This window comes from Pantoea sp. Taur (assembly GCF_009830025.1).
GTDB lineage: Bacteria > Pseudomonadota > Gammaproteobacteria > Enterobacterales > Enterobacteriaceae > Pantoea > Pantoea communis.
Genome location: NZ_SZZZ01000009.1, coordinates 131,152 through 148,207, shown reverse-complemented (window position 1 = coordinate 148,207; position 17,056 = coordinate 131,152). Strand labels below are relative to the sequence as shown.

Below are 17,056 nucleotides of genomic sequence, written 5' to 3'. Positions count from 1 at the left end.
ATACGCTTGCTTCTTCATGGAACGACACCAGAGGAAATAAGGATGATATTGACAATGCTTAACACTCATAAAGCCTATAAAGCCTTGCAGGACGCGGGCGTTGCGGACAAGCAGGCCGAAGTCATGGTGGATATTTTTGCTGACATGCAGCAAGAAAATGCCTTAACCAAATTCGACTTGTCGCAAGCAACGGAAATCTTAGTACGAGAACAAAGAGCGACTAATCAGCGCATTGATTCTCTTGAAGGGCGTGTTGACAAGTTCGAAACGGAGGTCAATCAGCGATTTGACAAAATCGATGCAAGGTTTGACAAAATCGATGTGAAATTTGAAAAGATCGATGAAAGATTCGACAAAATCGATGTGAAATTTGAAAAGATCGATGAAAGATTTGACAAAATCGATATGAAATTTGAAAAGATCGATGAAAGATTTGAAAAGATCGATGAAAGATTCGACAAAATCGATATGAAATTTGAAAAGATCGATGAAAGATTTGAAAAGATCGATGCAAAATTTGAAAAAATAGATGAAAAGTTTGAAAAGATCGACCAGCGGTTTGAGAAAATCGATGAAAAACTCAGCCAGCACGATGCTAAATTTAACGAATTAGATCAACGCATGCAAATTGGTTTTACCGAGCTAAAACAAGACAATGTCTGGATGAGACGCATAATGTTCACTATCGCCACCACAATGATCGCGTTTACCACCAAATATCTGTTAAGCAACTGAGCCGGGTATCCCGCCCGGCTGTCAACATGCTATTAACGCTGCGCCTGCAACTTTGCGCGCTGCGTTCCATCCTCATTGAAATTGTCTGCTGCCAGCCAGCGCTCAAAGGCCTGTTTCAACTGCGGCCACTCTCCATCAATAATGGAGAACCAGCAGGTGTCACGGCTGCGGCCTTTGTACACGATTGCCTGACGAAAAGTGCCTTCAAATTGGAAACCTAACCGCAATGCTGCCTGGCGTGAGGGCTGGTTGCAGCTATCGCACTTCCATTCGTAGCGACGATAACCCAATTGCTCCAGTGCGTAGCGCATCAACAAATAGTGCGCTTCCGTTGCCATACGGGTTTGCTTGAGCAGCGGCGAAAAAGCCACATGCCCGATTTCGATTGAACCGTGCGTGGTATCGATGCGCATCAGCGCCAACGTTCCGACGGCACGCTGAGTCTGCAGGTCAATCACCGCGAAATGCATCGGATCGCGACCCTGCTCGATCTTGCTGGCATAGGCCAGATAAGCATCCTCATCGGTGAAAGGCTCAGCAAACATATAGGTCCAGTCACGCCCGTCGCTGGCCTGCGCATAGGCAGCATAGAGTTCGCGCCCATGGCGTTCAGCACTGAGTGGTTCCAGTCGGCAGTAGTGGCCGGTAAAGGTCTCATAAGCGGGCCAACTGCGCGATTGCCACTCTGGCAAAGGTGCGCCTACCGGTTGTCCGTACTGGTTAGTGTGTTGCGTCATCGCTCAATTCCTTTGTCAGAGAATACCTGTTGCACAGCGTGCCAGTTCGCTGGCATGTTAAAAAGCACCACATTCAGTGAAATTTATGGATCCACGAAGAATCATAATGAATGAGAGTGAATTGCACAGCCTGCTACTGGCACCGTTACTTCCCGAGGGCGCACTTACGCTACAGCAGCAGCTGTTACAACGCATTAAACAAGCCATTCTGACAGGCGCACTCTCCGCAGGAACGCCTTTGCCCTCAACACGTCAACTGGCTGCCGACCTTAAGGTGTCACGCAATACCGTAACCGGCGTCTGGGCACAGCTTCAGGCCGAAGGCTTTTTGATTAGCGATCGTCAGGGCAGCCGCATCAGTCCTTTCGCGCAACCGCCATCCTCCCCTAATCACGACGTCAGCGCCAGTGACCTTCTGTTACCGCCAAGAGTGGCGCAGCTTCGCTCCAACCACCGCCCCCTAAGCCAGGAGATGGCGCTGCGGCCCGGTGTTCCCGCGCTGGCACACTTCCCGCTGGCCCAGTGGCGACGAACGCTTAATCGCGTGATGCAGCATCAGCCACAGCAGCTCCTCGGCTACGGTGATCCGCTCGGCGAGCCTGCTCTGCGTGCCGCACTGGCCCAACATCTGGCACTGGCGCGCGGCGTCCGCTGCACACCGGAGCAAATCGTCATTACCGAAGGCGCGCAGCAGGCGCTGACGTTGTGCGTGTCTCTTCTAAGCCAGCGCGGCGACATAGGTTGGGTGGAAGAGCCGGGCTATCGCGGAGCAAAAGCCGCCATGCGCCTTGGGGATATGCGCGTTGAGCCTATTCAGGTGGATGCACAAGGCCTGGCTCCGCAAACCCGTGACTGGCAACAGCGCCCGCCGCGGCTGATCTACAACACCCCAACTCATCAATATCCTACAGGCGTGGTGATGAGCGCGCCTCGTCGTATGGCTCTTCTCGCCACAGCGCGCCAACATCAGTCATGGATTATAGAAGACGACTACGACAGTGATTTCCGTTACAGCGGCGAACCGATCGCTGCGATGCAAGGCATGATGCAGCCATCATCGGTGATTTATGTGGGATCGTTCAGTAAAACGCTGTTTCCGGCACTTCGCATTGGATTTATGGTGCTGCCGCCCCAGCTATTGGCCCTGTTACGTCCGGCCTTGCATGAGCTACTGCGCGGGGGAAATCGCCCCGAACAGCAAGCGCTGGCCCAGTTTATTCACAGCGGGGACTACAGCCGTCATCTGAGCAAAATGCGTCGCCTCTATCGGCAGCGTCAAACCAGCTTGCGCGAAGCACTGTTGCTAACCCTGGGGACGCAGACGTCGTTGCTGGGCGGCGAGTGCGGCATGCATCTGGTATTGCGCCTGGCTGATACACAACAAGATGTAGAAGTGGTGGAGAGGCTGATGGCCAGCGGCTATGCGCCCGGTGCACTGTCGGGGTTTTATCTGGGAGAGGAAAAGCAACAAGGGTTGGTGCTCGGGTATGGCAACAGCAGTACCAGTCAAATCATTGCCGGCGTCGCGCGCATCGCGCAATGCCTGGACGTGAAGTAGCGGCGGCCTGATAGCCGCCGCGACAAAGGATTAACCTTTGAAGAAGATATCGCCTGATTTACCCATCACAATCTTGCCGCTGTCGTCGGTGATCAGGATGTAGTTGGCATTGATATAAGCCCAGTGTGTACCAGGCTGCGGTGCTGGCAGGTGGCGTGGCTGCCACTCCACAATGGTGTACTGCTTTTTACGATACTCATCGGGTACCACATCACCGACTTTGTACTCTTTGTAGTCGATAATGATGGTATTCAGATCGTAATTATTTTGCCCGGCAGGGGCATCTTGCATCCCGTTCTGCGATGGGCGAATAGGTGCCACATCACCGCTGGATTCGGCTGGTTCATTGCTGGCCGGGGCATCCACTGCCGGAGCCTGAGTTTGTGCGTCGGGTGCGGTCTGCTGCACCTGAGGTGGCGGTGGTACGTTATCCGTTTGCTCGCCTTCAGCCAGTGCGGCTGGAGTCAGGCTCAAAGCGCCCAGAAAAATTCCTGCAGAAAGAAGGGTGACGTGTGTCCTGCGCATTGGTGATTTCCACTCTGGTTAATTATTAACTGTCCAATTTACTGACAAGTGCAGCACGCACAAGGTTCCCCCGGCGCGTTTTGCGCGTCAAATTTCGCTGCACAGCATACCTCAGCAAAAGCGACTTTTGGCGCAGTAAAATTGCAAGCAACCATGTTCGTTACTCTGCCTGATTCTTCTGTGCCAGGTCCATCAACAGAGCAATGCCCAGATAGTTGCTCCAGTTAAAGGCATTTTGCAGTACCACAATCGCATTGCCATTTTGCTTATCAAATCCGATAAAGCTGGAGTAACCGCCAATGTAACCCACCTGGTAAGTGATTTTCTGATCACCATAGGTGTCTGTTACCCAGGCAATATTCTGCGACTGATTGCCATGTTGCTCGTAACCGTGATTGACCTGCGCAAAAGCGGCGTTGATGGGTGCGCTGGCGTCATTGTGCAGATGCGCATCCAGATAGCGGATTAAATCACGTGCGTTGCTATACAAACTGGCGGCGGCCACCATGTTATTGCTGAATACCCAATCCGGCGTCAACTCACCACGCGGAATCAGCTTTGGCTGGTCGCCCGCATGGCCCAGCGCACGCATCGGATAGCCACGCAGGCTTTGTGGTTTGAAGCTGCTGCTGGTCATGCCCAGGGGTTGGAACAGATTGTGTTGCGCCAGGCTTTCGATGCCCTGATGCAGACGATGCTTCAGAATATAGCCGAGCAGCGCATATCCCAGATTGGAATACTGCGCCGCGGGTTTTGCTGGTGCGTCAAAATCAGCCAGATAGCTCAGCACTGCATCGCTATCGAGGTTGCCGTAAAAATTCTCACCGCTGCGCAGATACGCCATGAATTTCATAAACATCGGCAAATCCATATCCTGACGCGGCAGGCCAGAGGTGTGCGTGACCAGTTGCAGCAGCGTAATGCGTTTTGCATCTTCACTGAGCGGCACTTCCGGCGGCAGCAGCGTAGCAAGCGTATCGTTCCAGCGCAGCTCGCCGCGATCTACCAGCTCAATGATCACCTCCGCCGTTATGCCTTTGCTGAGCGATCCAAGCGCAAACAACGTATCGGGTGTGATCGGATAACGCTGTACCGCATCAGTTACGCCAAAACTATAAAACTGCGCAGGCTGGCGCTGATGGATAATCGCAATGCTGATGCCCGACACCTGCTTCTGCTGCATGTAGTGCCGCACGATGTCATCGACGTTTTCATTGAAGGTCGCATGGGAGAGATAGACTTTATCGCCGACCGGCGCAGAAGTTTGTGACAGCGTGCCACAGGCGCTCAATAGCAAACTGAAGCACAACAGCAGCGATCGCGGAATGATGCAGCGCATCACCGATTATTCCTGGTGAAAGTTTTCATAGCAATTGATTTATAAGATATTTTTTATTTTTAGCAAAACGTGCGATGGGTGTTTGTGGCGAAATATAACACAGAAGATGAGAATCGCCACCTGCCAGAAACAGGTGGCGAGGGGGGATTATGGGTTGACCGGAATCACCGAACCTTGATAGTGCTGGTTGATAAATTCAGCAGTTTGCTTTGACTCCAGATCTTTGGCTAATTCGAGAATACGCGGATCGTGGGCCAGTTTTGGCGTCGTCACCAGCACGTTCGCATACGGATTATCTTTTGCCTGCTCCAGCGCCAGCGCATCTTTCGATGGCACTAACCCCGCCTGCAACGCGTAGTTACCGTTAATGATCGCCAGTTGCGCATCATCCAGTGCACGCGGCAGCTGTGGCGCTTCGATTTCAATGATCTTGAGGTGATGCGGATTGTCACTGATATCCGCCGTTGTCACCAGCGAACTGGCATTGCTGCCCTTGAGCTTAATCAGACCGCTATCCTGCAGCAGATACAGCGCACGGCTGAGGTTCGTGACATTATTGGGCACGGCAACCTGCGCGCCATCAGGCAGATCTTTCAGGGATTTAACTTTATGCGAGTAAATGCCCAACGGCTCAATATGCACCGTCGCCACCACTGCAAATTTCTCCCCCAACGCTTTTTCCTGATCGCGCAAATAAGGCACATGCTGGAAGTAGTTTGCATCCACATCGCCGCGCGCTAACAGTTCATTGGCGTTGAGATTGCCGTTGAGCTCAATCACCTTCAGATCGAGCTTTTTATCGGTTTGTTTGATGTGGTTGAGGATTTCGCTGTGCGGCACCGGATCGGCCGCCACACGTAAGGCAGCTGCCGAAGCATAAGTGCTGAATACTGAGAGCAGAGCCAGGGTTGCTATCACCTTTTTAGTCATGTGCTTTCCTTACTTTTATTATGATTGAACAGTGTTCTGGGCGTCGGCGTAGTAACGCGCTGCCACGTCGCGATGCGATCGCAAACGCCCTTTGAGATAGTTCAAGCCCACTTCACGCAGCAAGGGATTGGTGGGATCGCTGGTCGGCCCGTGCGCTTCTGCCGCCAGCTGCGGCGGTAATTGATAAATCGGCACTTCGGCATCCAGCTGTGCACCGAGGAAAAAGGCGACGGAAACACGCTCTTTGCGTGCAGGTGGTGATACCACACGGTGAACCGTGGCACGCAGATAACCATTGGTCGCAATCTCCAGCAATTCGCCGATGTTCACCACAAAGGCGCCCGGTTTAGGCAGGGCATCCACCCAGTGACCCGGCGTCACTTCGACCTGTAAGCCGGGCTGTTCATCCTGTAGCAGAAACGTCAGGAAGCCTGAATCTTTGTGCGCGCCGACGCCCTGCTGGCTGGCATCGCTGGCCTGGCCGGGATAACGAATCAGTTTCACATGTTCGTTGGGATGCGTGCCATACAGTGCATCAAATGCATCTGGCGGCAGCGACAACGACTTGGCAAACGCACGCAGCAGGCGCAGTGCAATACCGGTCATCGCCTGCTGCCAGGCGTGGATTACCGGCCTGAGTTGCGGCAGCGCCTCTGGCCATAAATTTGGACCCTGCAGTCGCTTCCATGCGGGATCGCCCGCTTGTAACGCTAACGCCACACGTTCCGCGCCAATATCAAACTGCTCGCGCTGGTCGCGTTGCTCGCGGGTATATTCCACGCCAGCCCGGTTGTAGCCGCGGAAATGCGGTGAGTGGATCATCGAAACGCGCTGCTTCTCCTCATCCGGCAGGGCAAAAAATGCCTGCGTGATGCTTTGCACGTTCTGCAGCAACTGTGGATTGATGCCATGATTGATCAGGTAGAAAAAACCGACATCGCGCGCCGTGGTGCGCAGTTCGGCGAGATAAGGCGACTGATCAGCATCCGGGAGTTCCAGCAGTGCCAAATCCAGCACCGGCAATGTTTCTGCCATACAATTTGGTCCTTAACGCAGTAAAGTTCTGCGTTTACGCTGCCACTGGCGTTCCATTCCAGCCAATACTGTTGCGCAATATGTTATGGCGAATGATTTTTAGGAAAGCTTCAGCAATCTATATGCAAAAAGCGGTAAATCCGTGCCGCTTACCGCTATAATCGCGCCGTCAAAATTTTGCCTACCCGCACCGCACAGGAGATGCCGTATGAACCAAGGCCCGTTAACCGAGAAAGAACTGAACTGGCTGGAAGATATGCTGGAGAAATACGGCAATGAACAGTCGGTGGTGGATACCTCCGAGCTGGACGGCATGCTGACAGCATTGCTCTCTGGCCCGAACGATATCGAACCGAGTGAGTGGCTGGTGGCGCTGTGGGGCGACAAGAAACACATTCCCAAATGGGCCAACGAGCGTGAAATGGATCGCTTTATGGCGCTGATTTTCCAGCACTTCAACGACATTGCTGAGCGTCTGGCTGATTTTCCGGATCAGTTTGATCCCTTGTTTGGCATGCAGGAGATGGAAGGTCAGGAGTTCACTGTAGTGGAAGACTGGTGTTATGGCTATCTGCGCGGCGTAGCGTTAGATCAAGATTGGGATCAACTGCCAGAGAGCCTGCACCCGGCAATGGCCGCCATCACGCTGCACGGCAGTGAAGCTGAATTGGCAAAGCGTGAAGCGTTCTCGCCAGAGGAGTTTGAGGCCAGCATTGACGCTATTCGCCCGGCGGCGCTGGAGTTGCATGAATACTGGCAGGAACAGCGCATGGCACAGCCCGATCCGGAACCCCAATTGCCACACTTCGCGGGCGAGAAAACCGGTCGTAACGATCCCTGCCCGTGCGGCAGCGGCAAAAAGTACAAACAGTGTTGCGGTAAATAACGCCACATCACCGTAAGAGGGCGCCAGGTCGCGCCCTCTCCTCAATCTACTTTCTATGCTGCAACTTCACTGAACCCAACTTAAGTCGTGTACGGCCATGAGGCCCACGTGCTGGCTTTTCGCAAAATCTCCCAACGCATTAAGAGGCGGGCTTCACCGCAGTGACCAGGGTCGGCAATTGCCATGCACCGCCAGCGCGAATCGCACGACACATGCCGGTGGTAGCATCACTGCTCTGCACGAAATCCTTGCCATCCCATACCCAGGCCGCTGTACTCCAGCAGTCGCCAATGCCGCGCCCTTTCTGTGCCTCGGAAATCATGCCTTCGCTGTAATCTGAACCGGAATCGGTGATCAGTTGAGGTTTACCCTGCAACGCACGATCCATTAGCCAATAGCCATAGCCTTCGTTATAGGCACCGCGCCAGCACAGCGCGGCAATCAGCACATGCGTATCATCCACTGGCGTTAACGTGAGCGGCTCAGCGCCCTCTTCAGGTTGATCATCCGTAGGGTCCAGATTATCGCAGCTGTCGTCATCGGTCAGCGAAGCAATCAGCTTCGGCTTGAGCAACGCCAGTTCATCCGCACTCAACGGACGAGGCGCGGCTTTCTCAACTTTGACCTGCTGAATCACCGGCATTGCGACCGCCGCTGGAACACTGTTTTCAGGCTTATTGCCCTTGCGCACCAGCGCGCCAGGCGTACTCAGACGACCCTGTGCATCGTCCATCTTCAGCAGCGTGGCAAAGGCACCATTGCTGGAAAGCTCGAACGGCTCTTCGCCGCCGCGAAACTCCACTTTGCTACTGCCTTTGATGGCATTAATCAGCGCCAGCGTTTGCGCATCGGTCAGCGTCCACTCATCGTTCTCGGCTTTGGTGACCTCGCCCTGCGCGTGATCATCAATCCACAGCGCCAGTGCATCCACTTGCCTGGAGTCATCATCGCCAGTATCGGCCAGCACCACGCGTCCATGGGTCGGTGCATTGGGCCCGCCCTCACGTGTGAGCAGGACTGAACCACCCGCGCCCTCTTCAGCGCTGTAACCCGCAGCGCGGCAGGTTAAGGTATTGTCGCAGGCGAGTTCCCAGTCTTTATGGCTGAAGGAGACGCCATCTTCATCTGCCAGCAATGGCACGCTCAAACTGGTGAGCAGCGCGAACGCCAGCAGCAATCGGGTTTTCATGCCATCACTCCATAACGGTAAAGGTGGCTAGTGTGATGATTTTTAGTGCGCGGGAGAAGTGAATTTTTTGCGCTGATAGATTTTCCATGATCCTGCGTGATAATGACGCCACACCAGTGAATCGGATGCCCCGCAAGAAAATAAAACTCACTATTTCCTCTTTTTTGAATAGATTTTTTTAATAAGTGAACGGCAACTGGCGCGCTGATATTAGAGCAGAAAAGGAGTCTGAAGTGGCATGACCGCTGGGTTGATGGAAACATCGGCGTTAACGTTTCACGTAATGAGCCACATTGGCTTGAGTGGAACGCGTTATTTGGTCAGGTATTGAACGACTCAAAGCTTGCGCACATACTCTCATCACATTCATTGAACGCCCGATGCCTTATGACAATTGCCAATATTAATCCTGCCATGCTCAGTTGGTCCCGCGAACGGGCAGGTTTTACCCTGGATAAATTGGCACAAAAGTGCGGCATCAGCCTGGAACGTCTACAGGAATGGGAAAGTGGCCAGCAACCCTTAACATTCAATCAGGCAATGGCGTTTGCTGGCAAAGTACATGTTCCCTTTGGCTACCTTTTCCTGCCCCATCCTCCCGAAGAACAACTGCCCATCCCAGACTTGCGCACAATTGGCAGCAAAGGGCCACTGCGCCCAAGTGCTGAATTGATCGACCTGCTGAAAGTTATGCTGATGCGCCAGGAATGGTACAGAGAGTACTTACAGCAACAGTTAATTGCGGCACCCAATATTAGTGGGCGTTTTACCGTCGGCAGTTCAGCTAACGCGATAGTTGAGGATATGCGCCACAAGCTTAATCTACCGGCGCACCCAACACGCGGTACCTGGGAGAGCTATTACAATGAATTGATAAAGCGTATCGAAGATCTCGGTATTCTGGTAATGCGAGCGCCTTATCTCAATCATCATACGCGTCCTTTCAACGTGGATGAGTTTAGAGGATTCGCCATTGCGGATGATTTTGCTCCCATTATTTTCATAAATCATGCAGATACACCCGGCGCTCGACTATTTACGTTAATTCATGAGCTTGGTCATATCTGGATTGGACAATCCGGTGTTTCTGATGGAGGCACATCAACTCACAGACAGGAAGAAATCCTGTGCAATGCCGTTGCTGCCGAATTCCTGGTTCCGGCGAGTGAATTCCTCTCTTTATGGAATACCTATAAGGAAAACTGGCGCGAAAATCTTGCCCCGCTGGAAGGGCATTTTCATGTCAGTTGTTGGGTCATCGCCCGCAGAGCTTTGACACTTCAGTTGATTTCCCATGAGGATTATCAGCAATTTATCCAAGAGCAGAAACTTGCCCATCAACAGCGCAGTAAAAATGATAGCGGCGGTCCCAGTTATTTCAGAACGAAGAAGGCACAAATAAGCCCCTCTTTTTCTCGTGCTGTCTTAAGCCAGGCACTGAGTGGTCAAATGTTATTACGTGAAGCCAGCGATTTGCTGGATGGTATGCAGCCTTCCAGGCTATCAAAATTTGCAGAGGAGATGGGGCTTTGAAATATTTGCTGGATGCAAATACTTATATCATGGCGAAAAACTTTTATTACGGAATGGATATTTGCCCCGGCTATTGGGAATGGCTGGATAAACAGTTTGCATTCAACATTGTCGGCAGCGTAGACATGATCGCCCGCGAATTACGAGACGGAAATGATGAGCTATCAGACTGGGTAAAAGCGAGGCCTGCACATTTCATTGCTAATGATGATCATGATACCCAGCTGATTTTTCAGCAAATAGTGGAAGGTGTAATGAAAGCCGATTTCAATCCAGGGTCACGCGATTTATTTCTGGCAAAAGCTGACCCATGGATTATCGCAAAAAGTAAAAGCATCGGGGCTACCGTTATCACGCATGAACTTCCTCTGCCTGCAAACGCACGCAAAGTGAAAGTGCCCAATATCTGCCGCCAATTTGGTGTTCCTTGCATGACCACATTTGAGTTTTTAAGAAAGCTCAACGCGCGTTTCGTGCTGGAACGGCACGATTAATAACCGCAACTGCACGTGAAGTGATCGCGCGGCGTTGGTATTACTCATACAGCCAACGCCCTGCTTTGGCGGATTCAATCAGCATACCCAGGGTAAAGTCCGGCACCACCGGGACTTCTCGCTTATTGAAGGGATTCAGGATCTGCGCCAGTGACGGTTCGTCCGGATAGTAGGTATCAATCATAAATCCGCCGCGATCCACCTCGAATTCGCTGAAGAACTCGTCCATTAATGCCTGCGCTTCTTCGCGCTCGAAGTTAAGATCGGTATCGATATCGATCTGTGGCGTCAGCGTTTTTTGTTTAAACAGATAGACGCCGTCGTAGCGACGCACTAATTCGTAGATACGCTGGTCGATTTCGTCGGTCATGATCCACCTCCTGTTTAACGAGCGGCTATTCTGCCATGCAATCTCATCCGCCTGGTAGCGTAAAAGATAGCGCGGTGCCGCTACGCAAACGCATCGGTCACAGCATCCATGGCATCCAACTCTTCACGGCTTAGCAGTTTCTCAATATTCACCAAAATCATCATACGATTATCCACCACACCCAGACCCAACAAATAACGACTGGAAAGCGCTGCCGAGACATCTGGCGTGGGTTTGATCTGCTCGTGATCCAGTGACAGCACGTCCACCACGCCATCCACGACAATACCGACAATGCGGTCGCTGAGATTCAGCACAATCACGACGGTGTTCTCATTCTGGTGAACCACCTGGAGGCTGAACCGCACGCGCAAATCTACAATCGGCACGATGACACCGCGCAGGTTGGTCACACCGGTGAGAAAGTCCGGCGCATTGGGCACGCGCGTCGCCCGGTCGCAGCCACGGATCTCCTGCACTTTGAGAATATCGATGCCGTACTCTTCATCGCCGAGACGAAAAATCAGATACTCCTGCGCTGCCGTATCACTCTGAAGCGCTTTCGATAATGTCATGCTGCTACCTCCTGTTGGCTGACACGCAGACGGTCAGCGTTTTCCTGTGGATGCGCTAAGGTTGCCAGCTCAACCACATCCAGAATCAGCGCCACGCTGCCATCACCGAGAATGGTGGCAGCAGATACGCCGGTCACTTTGCGATAGTTTTGTTCGAGGTTTTTCACTACCACCTGCTGCTGGCCAATCAGCTGATCGACCCACAGCGCGTAGCGGCAGCCGGCGCTCTGCACAATCACCACGATGCCGTTATCACTCGGGGCTTGCCCGCTTACCGAAAAACGCTGACGCAGCATCACCAGCGGTAAATACTCGCCACGCACCTGCAGCAAACGTTCATCACCCACATAGCGGTACAGCATCTCCTCCTGCGGCATCAGCGATTCCATCACCGCACCCAGCGGCAACACATAAATCTCCTCGGCTACCCTGACCAACATGCCGTCGAGGATCGCCAGCGTCAGCGGCAACAGGATGCGGACTGTGGTGCCCTTTCCCTGCCGCGATTGCACTTCCACATGGCCGCCCATCGACAGAATATTTCGCCGCACCACATCCATACCCACGCCGCGCCCGGAGACATCGGTGACACTTTCTGCGGTGGAGAATCCGGCGGCGAAGATGAGCATCCACACTTCGTCATCGCTGAGCGTGTCGCTAATGCTCATGCCCTGAGATCGCGCTTTGGCGAGAATTTTTTCCCGGTTCAAGCCCGCGCCATCATCGGTCACTTCGATCACGATATTGCCGCCGTGATGTTCAGCGGAGAGCGTCAGATTGCCGGTGCCCGGTTTGCCCTGGGCAATGCGCTGCGCTTTGGCTTCAATACCGTGGTCGAGACTATTGCGCACCAGATGAGTCAGCGGATCGATAATGCGTTCAATCAGGCTTTTATCCAGCTCGGCGGAACCGCCTTTCAGCGTCAGCTCAATCTCTTTGTCGAGACGCGAACCGAGATCGTGCACCAGACGAGGAAAACGGCTAAAAACGTAGTCCATCGGCATCATACGAATCGACATCACCGACTCTTGCAGTTCACGCGTATTGCGCTCCATTTGCGCTACGCAGTTGAGCAGCGCGTCATGATTGGCGTTATCCAACGTTTGGGTAAGCTGAGACAGCATCGCCTGAGTGATGATCAGCTCGCCGACCTGATTAATGATTTGATCGACTTTGCTAACGGCAACACGAATGCTGCTGGATTCCTGGCTGGCCGCACGCGGCGCGGTAGAAGGCGTGGGTGCCGGGGGTATAGACGTGGCCGTAGAAGTGGCTGGCACCGGAGCTGTAGAAGTGCCCGGGGACGCGGTTGGCGCCGGAGCAGTAAGCGGCACCGTAGATGTCGGCGCAGAAGGTGCAGCCAATACGGAAGCCGTGGGCTCGGGTTCCGCAGTCAATGTGGGGGCGGCAGGTATGGCGACCACCGGTTCAATAGCGATCTGCGTGTCATTCAGCACAAAACCAAGCACCGCACGAATATCGTCGGCTGGCGTAGCGGTGGCGAGCACCACTTTCAGGCTTTTCGACGTCTGCTCCTGGTGGCGCAGCGATCCGAGGTTTTCCAGCTCTTGTCTGAGCAGCGTTTGTTCGCCTTCTTCGATATCACTCAGCGTAATGCATAATTCAGCTTCAGCGGCATCACCTGCTACCGCAGCTGGCTCGGCAGCCTCAAGCGCAATCTGCCGCAGGGCTTCGCAGATGTATTGAAAGCGCGCCTCATCGGGCGGCTGAGACGCGCGGTACGCGGCAAGCTGGTTTTGCATGATGTCTTTGCTCTCCAGCAACAGCTGAACCGTTGCCCGGTTAAGCCTGCGTTCACCGCTGCGCGCCTCATCCAGCAGGTTTTCCAGCAGATGGGTGGTTTTCTGCAGCGCATCAAAACCAAAGGTGCCCGCCCCGCCCTTCAGCGAGTGCGCGGCGCGAAAGATGGCATTGAGCTGCTCGATATCGGGCGCGGTAATATCCAGCTGCAACAGGTGCAGTTCCATCTCTGCCAGCAACTCTTCAGCTTCACTGAAAAATATCTGAGAAAAATCATTCAATTCCATCGGAGTGTCCTTCAACAGGCTGAATGGAAGCATCCTGCAATAGGGCATCAGGGTGCTGCGCGAGGGTATTTTCCATCTGGATCTCCTGCTCTTTCATGTGGCTGAGGACAAGAATGCTGATGCGGCGATTACGTGGATCGTCTGCCGTGCTCTCTTCCAGCGGCATACGGCTGGCGGTGCCAATCACCCGCAGAAAACGTTCATCCGCCAATCCGCCATGGGTCAGCACGCGTCGCGTGGCGTTGGAACGTCCCGCTGACAGTTCCCAGTTGCTGTATCCACTGACACCGCCCGCGTAGGGCAGCGAATCGGTGTGGCCGGTCAAACTGATCGCATTCGGCAACTCGTTGAGCAGCGGCACCAACGCCTCCAGAATGCCCAACATGTAGGGTTCGGGCTGCTCGCTGCCCAGCTTAAACATCGGGCGCTGTTGCGAATCGGTAATCTGAATCAGCAGACCATCTTGCGTGAGCGTCAGCAGCAGATTTGACTGGAAATTATTCAGTCGGGGATCGGTGGCAATCATCTGCTGCAGTTTCTGTTTTGCCCGCTTCAGGCTCTCCATCTGGCGCTTTAACGCATCCAGCCTGCTTTTATAGACCTCGCCCTGCTGTTTAATCAGGTCATCACCGCCGCCGGGAATGACGCTGTCGCTGAGACTGGCTTTGTTGCCCTGCGCCAGCGTGGTCTTTAACGGGGTGCGAAAGTAATCGGCAATCATTTCGCGTTGCTGCGCGGTGGACTGCGACAGCAGCCACATCACCAAAAAGAACGCCATCATCGCGGTGATGAAATCGGCATAGGCGATTTTCCACGTGCCGCTGTGATGGGCATGCTTATGCTTTTTGCGGCGACGAACAATGATGACCGGGCTGCCGTCCTTCATGCGCTGGCGTCCGACGGTTTCATTTTGCTGGCATTCGATTTCACACTGCGCACGTGTTCTTCCAGCTCTTCAAAGGAGGGACGTTCGCTGGTGAAGATAGTTTTGCGACCAAATTCCACCGCAATCTGCGGCGCATAGCCATTCAGGCTGGAGAGCAGCGTGACTTTGATGCACTGCAAAATTTTGACCTGATCGCTGCTCTTCTGCCGTAACAACGTGGCGAGCGGCAATACAAAACCGTACGCCAGCAGGATGCCGAGGAAGGTGCCCACCATGGCGTGGGCGATCAGTACGCCCAGCTCGGAGGCCGGGCGATCGGCGGCGGCCAGCGCATTCACCACCCCCATCACCGCTGCCACAATACCGAAAGCAGGAAAGCCATCACCCAGCGTATTCATGCTGTTGGCCGGCACTTCCAGCTCCTCTTCGCAGGTTTCAATTTCTTCGTCCATCAGCGCTTCAATTTCATGCGCATTCATGCTGCCGGCGATCATCAGGCGGAAATAATCCAGCACGAAATTTTTCAACTTTATGGTAATTACCAAAGGTGCCGGACGTATCGCTGAAGTCGGCGCGCGTTTCACGCTGGATGGCATGCCCGGCAAGCAGATGGCGATCGACGCCGATCTCAACGCCGGTTTGATCGGCGAAGACGAAGCCAAGCGCCGTCGCAAAGAGGTGACGCAGGAAGCGGACTTTTACGGCTCAATGGACGGTGCCAGTAAATTTGTGCGCGGCGATGCGATTGCCGGACTGATGATCATGGCGATCAACATCATCGGTGGCCTGATCATCGGCGTAATGCAGCATGACATGACCATGGGCGTGGCGGGTGAGACTTATACGCTGTTGACCATTGGCGATGGCCTGGTGGCACAGATTCCAGGGCTGGTGATCTCCACCGCAGCGGGCGTGGTGGTGACGCGCGTGGTCAACGATCAGGATGTGGGCGAGCAGATGGTGGGCCAGCTGTTTACCTCTCCACGCGTGCTGACGCTGGCTGCTGTGGTGATTGGCTTGCTGGGGCTGATTCCCGGCATGCCGAACATCGTTTTCCTGCTGTTTACTGCCCTATTGCTCGGTTTAGCCTGGTGGCTGCGCGGCCGCGCCCTGCAGCAACCGGCAGCGGGTGCTTCGCCCGTGACGCGGGCAGAAAGCGAGGCTGCGCAGGTCAACGAAGCAAGCTGGGCTGATGTTCAGCTGGAAGATGAGCTTGGACTGGAAGTCGGTTATCGCCTGATCCCGATGGTCGATCACGAGCAGCAAGGCCAGTTGCTGACGCGCGTGCGCGGTATCCGCAAAAAATTCGCCCAGCAGATGGGCTTCTTACCCCCTGCAGTGCATATCCGTGACAACCTTGATTTGCCGCCGACTCGCTATCGCATTCTGCTCAAAGGCGTTGAGATCGGCCACGGCGAGATCCAGCCCGACCGCTGGATGGCGATCGATCCCGGCTGTGCTGAAGGTGAGATTCCCGGCACGCCGTGCATCGAGCCCACCTTTGGATTGCCCGCGTTATGGATCGACGAGGTGCAGCGCGAACTGGCGCAAACGCTGGGCTATACCGTGGTCGATCCGAGTTCCGTGGTCGCCACCCATCTTAATCATCTAATCTCGACCCATACCGAAGAGCTGTTTGGCCGTCAGGAAGCACAGCAGTTGCTGGATCAGCTCAGCAAACATGCCCCGAAACTGGTGGAGGATCTGATTCCCGCGGTCATCAGCCTGACCTTGCTGCACAAGGTGTTGCAGAACCTGTTGGCAGAGCGCGTGCCGATCCGCGATATGCGCACCATTATCGATACGCTGGCGGAGTTTGCCACGGCCAGCAGCGATGCCGATGAACTTACTGCCCGCGTGCGAGCACGTCTGGCGCGCGCCATTACACAGCAGTGGTTCCCCGGCGAAGAGGACATTCAGGTCATTGGGCTGGATGTGTCACTGGAACAGCTGCTGGTACAGGCCACGCAAAGCGGCAGCGCCATCGAGCCGGGCATTGCCGAGAGCCTGATGAAACAGACAGAGCAGGCGCTGATGCATCAGGAAGGATTAGGTGCGCCGCCGGTGCTGTTGGTGAATCCGGCGCTGCGCCTGATGCTGTCGCGCTATCTGCGCCGCATGTTCCCGCAGATGGCGGTGCTCTCCAGTCAGGAGATCAGTAGCCAGCGCAACGTGCGGATGACGTGGCTGATTGGGGGGAAAAGCTGATGCGATGT

General features: G+C 54.2%; 15 protein-coding genes and 2 pseudogenes. 6 read left to right on the top strand and 11 right to left on the bottom strand.

The genetic code is table 11. The annotated features are described in order from the left end of the window. Positions 1 to 54 precede the first annotated feature (54 nt). On the top strand, positions 55 to 735 hold the full coding sequence (locus tag FD744_RS14250) for a hypothetical protein (protein ID WP_160868537.1): 681 nt from the start codon (positions 55 to 57) through the stop codon (positions 733 to 735). A gap of 32 nt (positions 736 to 767) precedes the next feature. On the opposite strand, the gene FD744_RS14245 is transcribed toward FD744_RS14250, so the two are convergent. After that, on the bottom strand, positions 768 to 1,472 hold the full coding sequence (locus FD744_RS14245) for a GNAT family N-acetyltransferase (protein WP_160833963.1): 705 nt from the start codon (positions 1,470 to 1,472) through the stop codon (positions 768 to 770). Between the two features lie 106 nt (positions 1,473 to 1,578). On the opposite strand from FD744_RS14245, the gene FD744_RS14240 reads away from it, so the two are divergent. Continuing rightward, positions 1,579 to 3,030: a PLP-dependent aminotransferase family protein gene (locus tag FD744_RS14240; RefSeq protein WP_160868536.1), complete on the top strand. Its 1,452-nt coding sequence runs from the start codon at positions 1,579 to 1,581 to the stop codon at positions 3,028 to 3,030. A gap of 30 nt (positions 3,031 to 3,060) precedes the next feature. On the opposite strand, the gene FD744_RS14235 is transcribed toward FD744_RS14240, so the two are convergent. From FD744_RS14235 to FD744_RS14220, 4 genes are all read right to left on the bottom strand, one after another. Further along, positions 3,061 to 3,555: an RcnB family protein gene (locus FD744_RS14235; RefSeq protein WP_034826295.1), complete on the bottom strand. Its 495-nt coding sequence runs from the start codon at positions 3,553 to 3,555 to the stop codon at positions 3,061 to 3,063. Between the two features lie 160 nt (positions 3,556 to 3,715). After that, complete coding sequence (locus FD744_RS14230; RefSeq protein ID WP_202403519.1) at positions 3,716 to 4,894, bottom strand: serine hydrolase; 1,179 nt, start codon at positions 4,892 to 4,894, stop codon at positions 3,716 to 3,718. Positions 4,895 to 5,041: 147 nt separating this feature from the next. Next, positions 5,042 to 5,824: a MetQ/NlpA family ABC transporter substrate-binding protein gene (locus FD744_RS14225; protein WP_058959406.1), complete on the bottom strand. Its 783-nt coding sequence runs from the start codon at positions 5,822 to 5,824 to the stop codon at positions 5,042 to 5,044. Positions 5,825 to 5,842: 18 nt separating this feature from the next. Continuing rightward, positions 5,843 to 6,859 carry an isopenicillin N synthase family oxygenase gene (locus FD744_RS14220; RefSeq protein ID WP_160868535.1) on the bottom strand — a complete coding sequence of 339 codons (1,017 nt, stop codon included), beginning with the start codon at positions 6,857 to 6,859 and terminating at the stop codon, positions 5,843 to 5,845. 208 nt (positions 6,860 to 7,067) lie between these two features. Here FD744_RS14220 and FD744_RS14215 point away from each other — a divergent pair, with 208 nt between their 5' ends. After that, positions 7,068 to 7,745: a YecA family protein gene (locus tag FD744_RS14215; protein WP_160868534.1), complete on the top strand. Its 678-nt coding sequence runs from the start codon at positions 7,068 to 7,070 to the stop codon at positions 7,743 to 7,745. 139 nt (positions 7,746 to 7,884) lie between these two features. On the opposite strand, the gene FD744_RS14210 is transcribed toward FD744_RS14215, so the two are convergent. Then, positions 7,885 to 8,934 carry a DUF1176 domain-containing protein gene (locus FD744_RS14210; RefSeq protein ID WP_160868533.1) on the bottom strand — a complete coding sequence of 350 codons (1,050 nt, stop codon included), beginning with the start codon at positions 8,932 to 8,934 and terminating at the stop codon, positions 7,885 to 7,887. A gap of 387 nt (positions 8,935 to 9,321) precedes the next feature. On the opposite strand from FD744_RS14210, the gene FD744_RS14205 reads away from it, so the two are divergent. Both FD744_RS14205 and FD744_RS14200 read left to right on the top strand, forming a co-directional pair. After that, a complete protein-coding gene (locus tag FD744_RS14205) occupies positions 9,322 to 10,467 on the top strand; it encodes an ImmA/IrrE family metallo-endopeptidase (RefSeq protein ID WP_160833957.1) in 1,146 nt (381 codons plus the stop codon). Continuing rightward, the gene (locus FD744_RS14200) at positions 10,464 to 10,961 is read left to right on the top strand and encodes a DUF4411 family protein (protein WP_160868532.1); all 498 of its coding nucleotides are present in this window, start codon (positions 10,464 to 10,466) and stop codon (positions 10,959 to 10,961) included. The genes FD744_RS14205 and FD744_RS14200 overlap by 4 nt, the downstream gene beginning before the upstream one ends. Positions 10,962 to 11,001: 40 nt before the next feature. Here FD744_RS14200 and FD744_RS14195 read toward each other — a convergent pair whose 3' ends face one another. The 5 genes and pseudogenes from FD744_RS14195 to FD744_RS14175 form a co-directional block, all read right to left on the bottom strand. Next, entirely contained in the window at positions 11,002 to 11,331 is a 330-nt protein-coding gene (locus FD744_RS14195; protein ID WP_160868531.1) for a DUF1493 family protein, read from the bottom strand. Between the two features lie 80 nt (positions 11,332 to 11,411). Continuing rightward, positions 11,412 to 11,906 (bottom strand): chemotaxis protein CheW, encoded by a 495-nt coding sequence (locus tag FD744_RS14190; protein WP_160868530.1) that lies wholly within the window; start codon positions 11,904 to 11,906, stop codon positions 11,412 to 11,414. Then, positions 11,903 to 13,954, bottom strand: coding sequence for a chemotaxis protein CheA (gene cheA, locus FD744_RS14185; protein WP_160868529.1), 2,052 nt, complete (start codon positions 13,952 to 13,954; stop codon positions 11,903 to 11,905). The genes FD744_RS14190 and cheA overlap by 4 nt, the downstream gene beginning before the upstream one ends. After that, the gene (gene motB, locus FD744_RS14180; RefSeq protein WP_160868528.1) at positions 13,941 to 14,840 is read right to left on the bottom strand and encodes a flagellar motor protein MotB; all 900 of its coding nucleotides are present in this window, start codon (positions 14,838 to 14,840) and stop codon (positions 13,941 to 13,943) included. Before motB ends, cheA begins: the two co-directional genes overlap by 14 nt. Next, positions 14,837 to 15,367 (bottom strand): annotated as a pseudogene (locus FD744_RS14175) (MotA/TolQ/ExbB proton channel family protein); the annotation flags it as partial. The pseudogene FD744_RS14175 and the gene motB, both read right to left, overlap by 4 nt. Between FD744_RS14175 and FD744_RS14170 the strand changes: the two are divergent. Next, positions 15,366 to 17,048 (top strand): annotated as a pseudogene (locus FD744_RS14170) (flagellar biosynthesis protein FlhA); the annotation flags it as partial. The pseudogenes FD744_RS14175 and FD744_RS14170 sit on opposite strands and share 2 nt — an antisense overlap. Positions 17,049 to 17,056 lie beyond the last annotated feature (8 nt).

Bases quoted from the DNA above. Each gene is read 5' to 3' on its own strand.
- FD744_RS14195 (WP_160868531.1), bottom strand. From the start codon at position 11,331: ATGACCGACGAAATCGACCAGCGTATCTACGAATTAGTGCGTCGCTAC.
- FD744_RS14225 (WP_058959406.1), bottom strand. From the start codon at position 5,824: ATGACTAAAAAGGTGATAGCAACCCTGGCTCTGCTCTCAGTATTCAGC.
- FD744_RS14215 (WP_160868534.1), top strand. From the start codon at position 7,068: ATGAACCAAGGCCCGTTAACCGAGAAAGAACTGAACTGGCTGGAAGAT.
- FD744_RS14245 (WP_160833963.1), bottom strand. From the start codon at position 1,472: ATGACGCAACACACTAACCAGTACGGACAACCGGTAGGCGCACCTTTG.
- motB (WP_160868528.1), bottom strand. From the start codon at position 14,840: ATGAAGGACGGCAGCCCGGTCATCATTGTTCGTCGCCGCAAAAAGCAT.
- FD744_RS14250 (WP_160868537.1), top strand. From the start codon at position 55: ATGCTTAACACTCATAAAGCCTATAAAGCCTTGCAGGACGCGGGCGTT.
- FD744_RS14190 (WP_160868530.1), bottom strand. From the start codon at position 11,906: ATGACATTATCGAAAGCGCTTCAGAGTGATACGGCAGCGCAGGAGTAT.
- FD744_RS14230 (WP_202403519.1), bottom strand. From the start codon at position 4,894: ATGCGCTGCATCATTCCGCGATCGCTGCTGTTGTGCTTCAGTTTGCTA.
- FD744_RS14240 (WP_160868536.1), top strand. From the start codon at position 1,579: ATGAATGAGAGTGAATTGCACAGCCTGCTACTGGCACCGTTACTTCCC.
- FD744_RS14220 (WP_160868535.1), bottom strand. From the start codon at position 6,859: ATGGCAGAAACATTGCCGGTGCTGGATTTGGCACTGCTGGAACTCCCG.
- FD744_RS14205 (WP_160833957.1), top strand. From the start codon at position 9,322: ATGACAATTGCCAATATTAATCCTGCCATGCTCAGTTGGTCCCGCGAA.
- cheA (WP_160868529.1), bottom strand. From the start codon at position 13,954: ATGGAATTGAATGATTTTTCTCAGATATTTTTCAGTGAAGCTGAAGAG.
- FD744_RS14235 (WP_034826295.1), bottom strand. From the start codon at position 3,555: ATGCGCAGGACACACGTCACCCTTCTTTCTGCAGGAATTTTTCTGGGC.
- FD744_RS14210 (WP_160868533.1), bottom strand. From the start codon at position 8,934: ATGAAAACCCGATTGCTGCTGGCGTTCGCGCTGCTCACCAGTTTGAGC.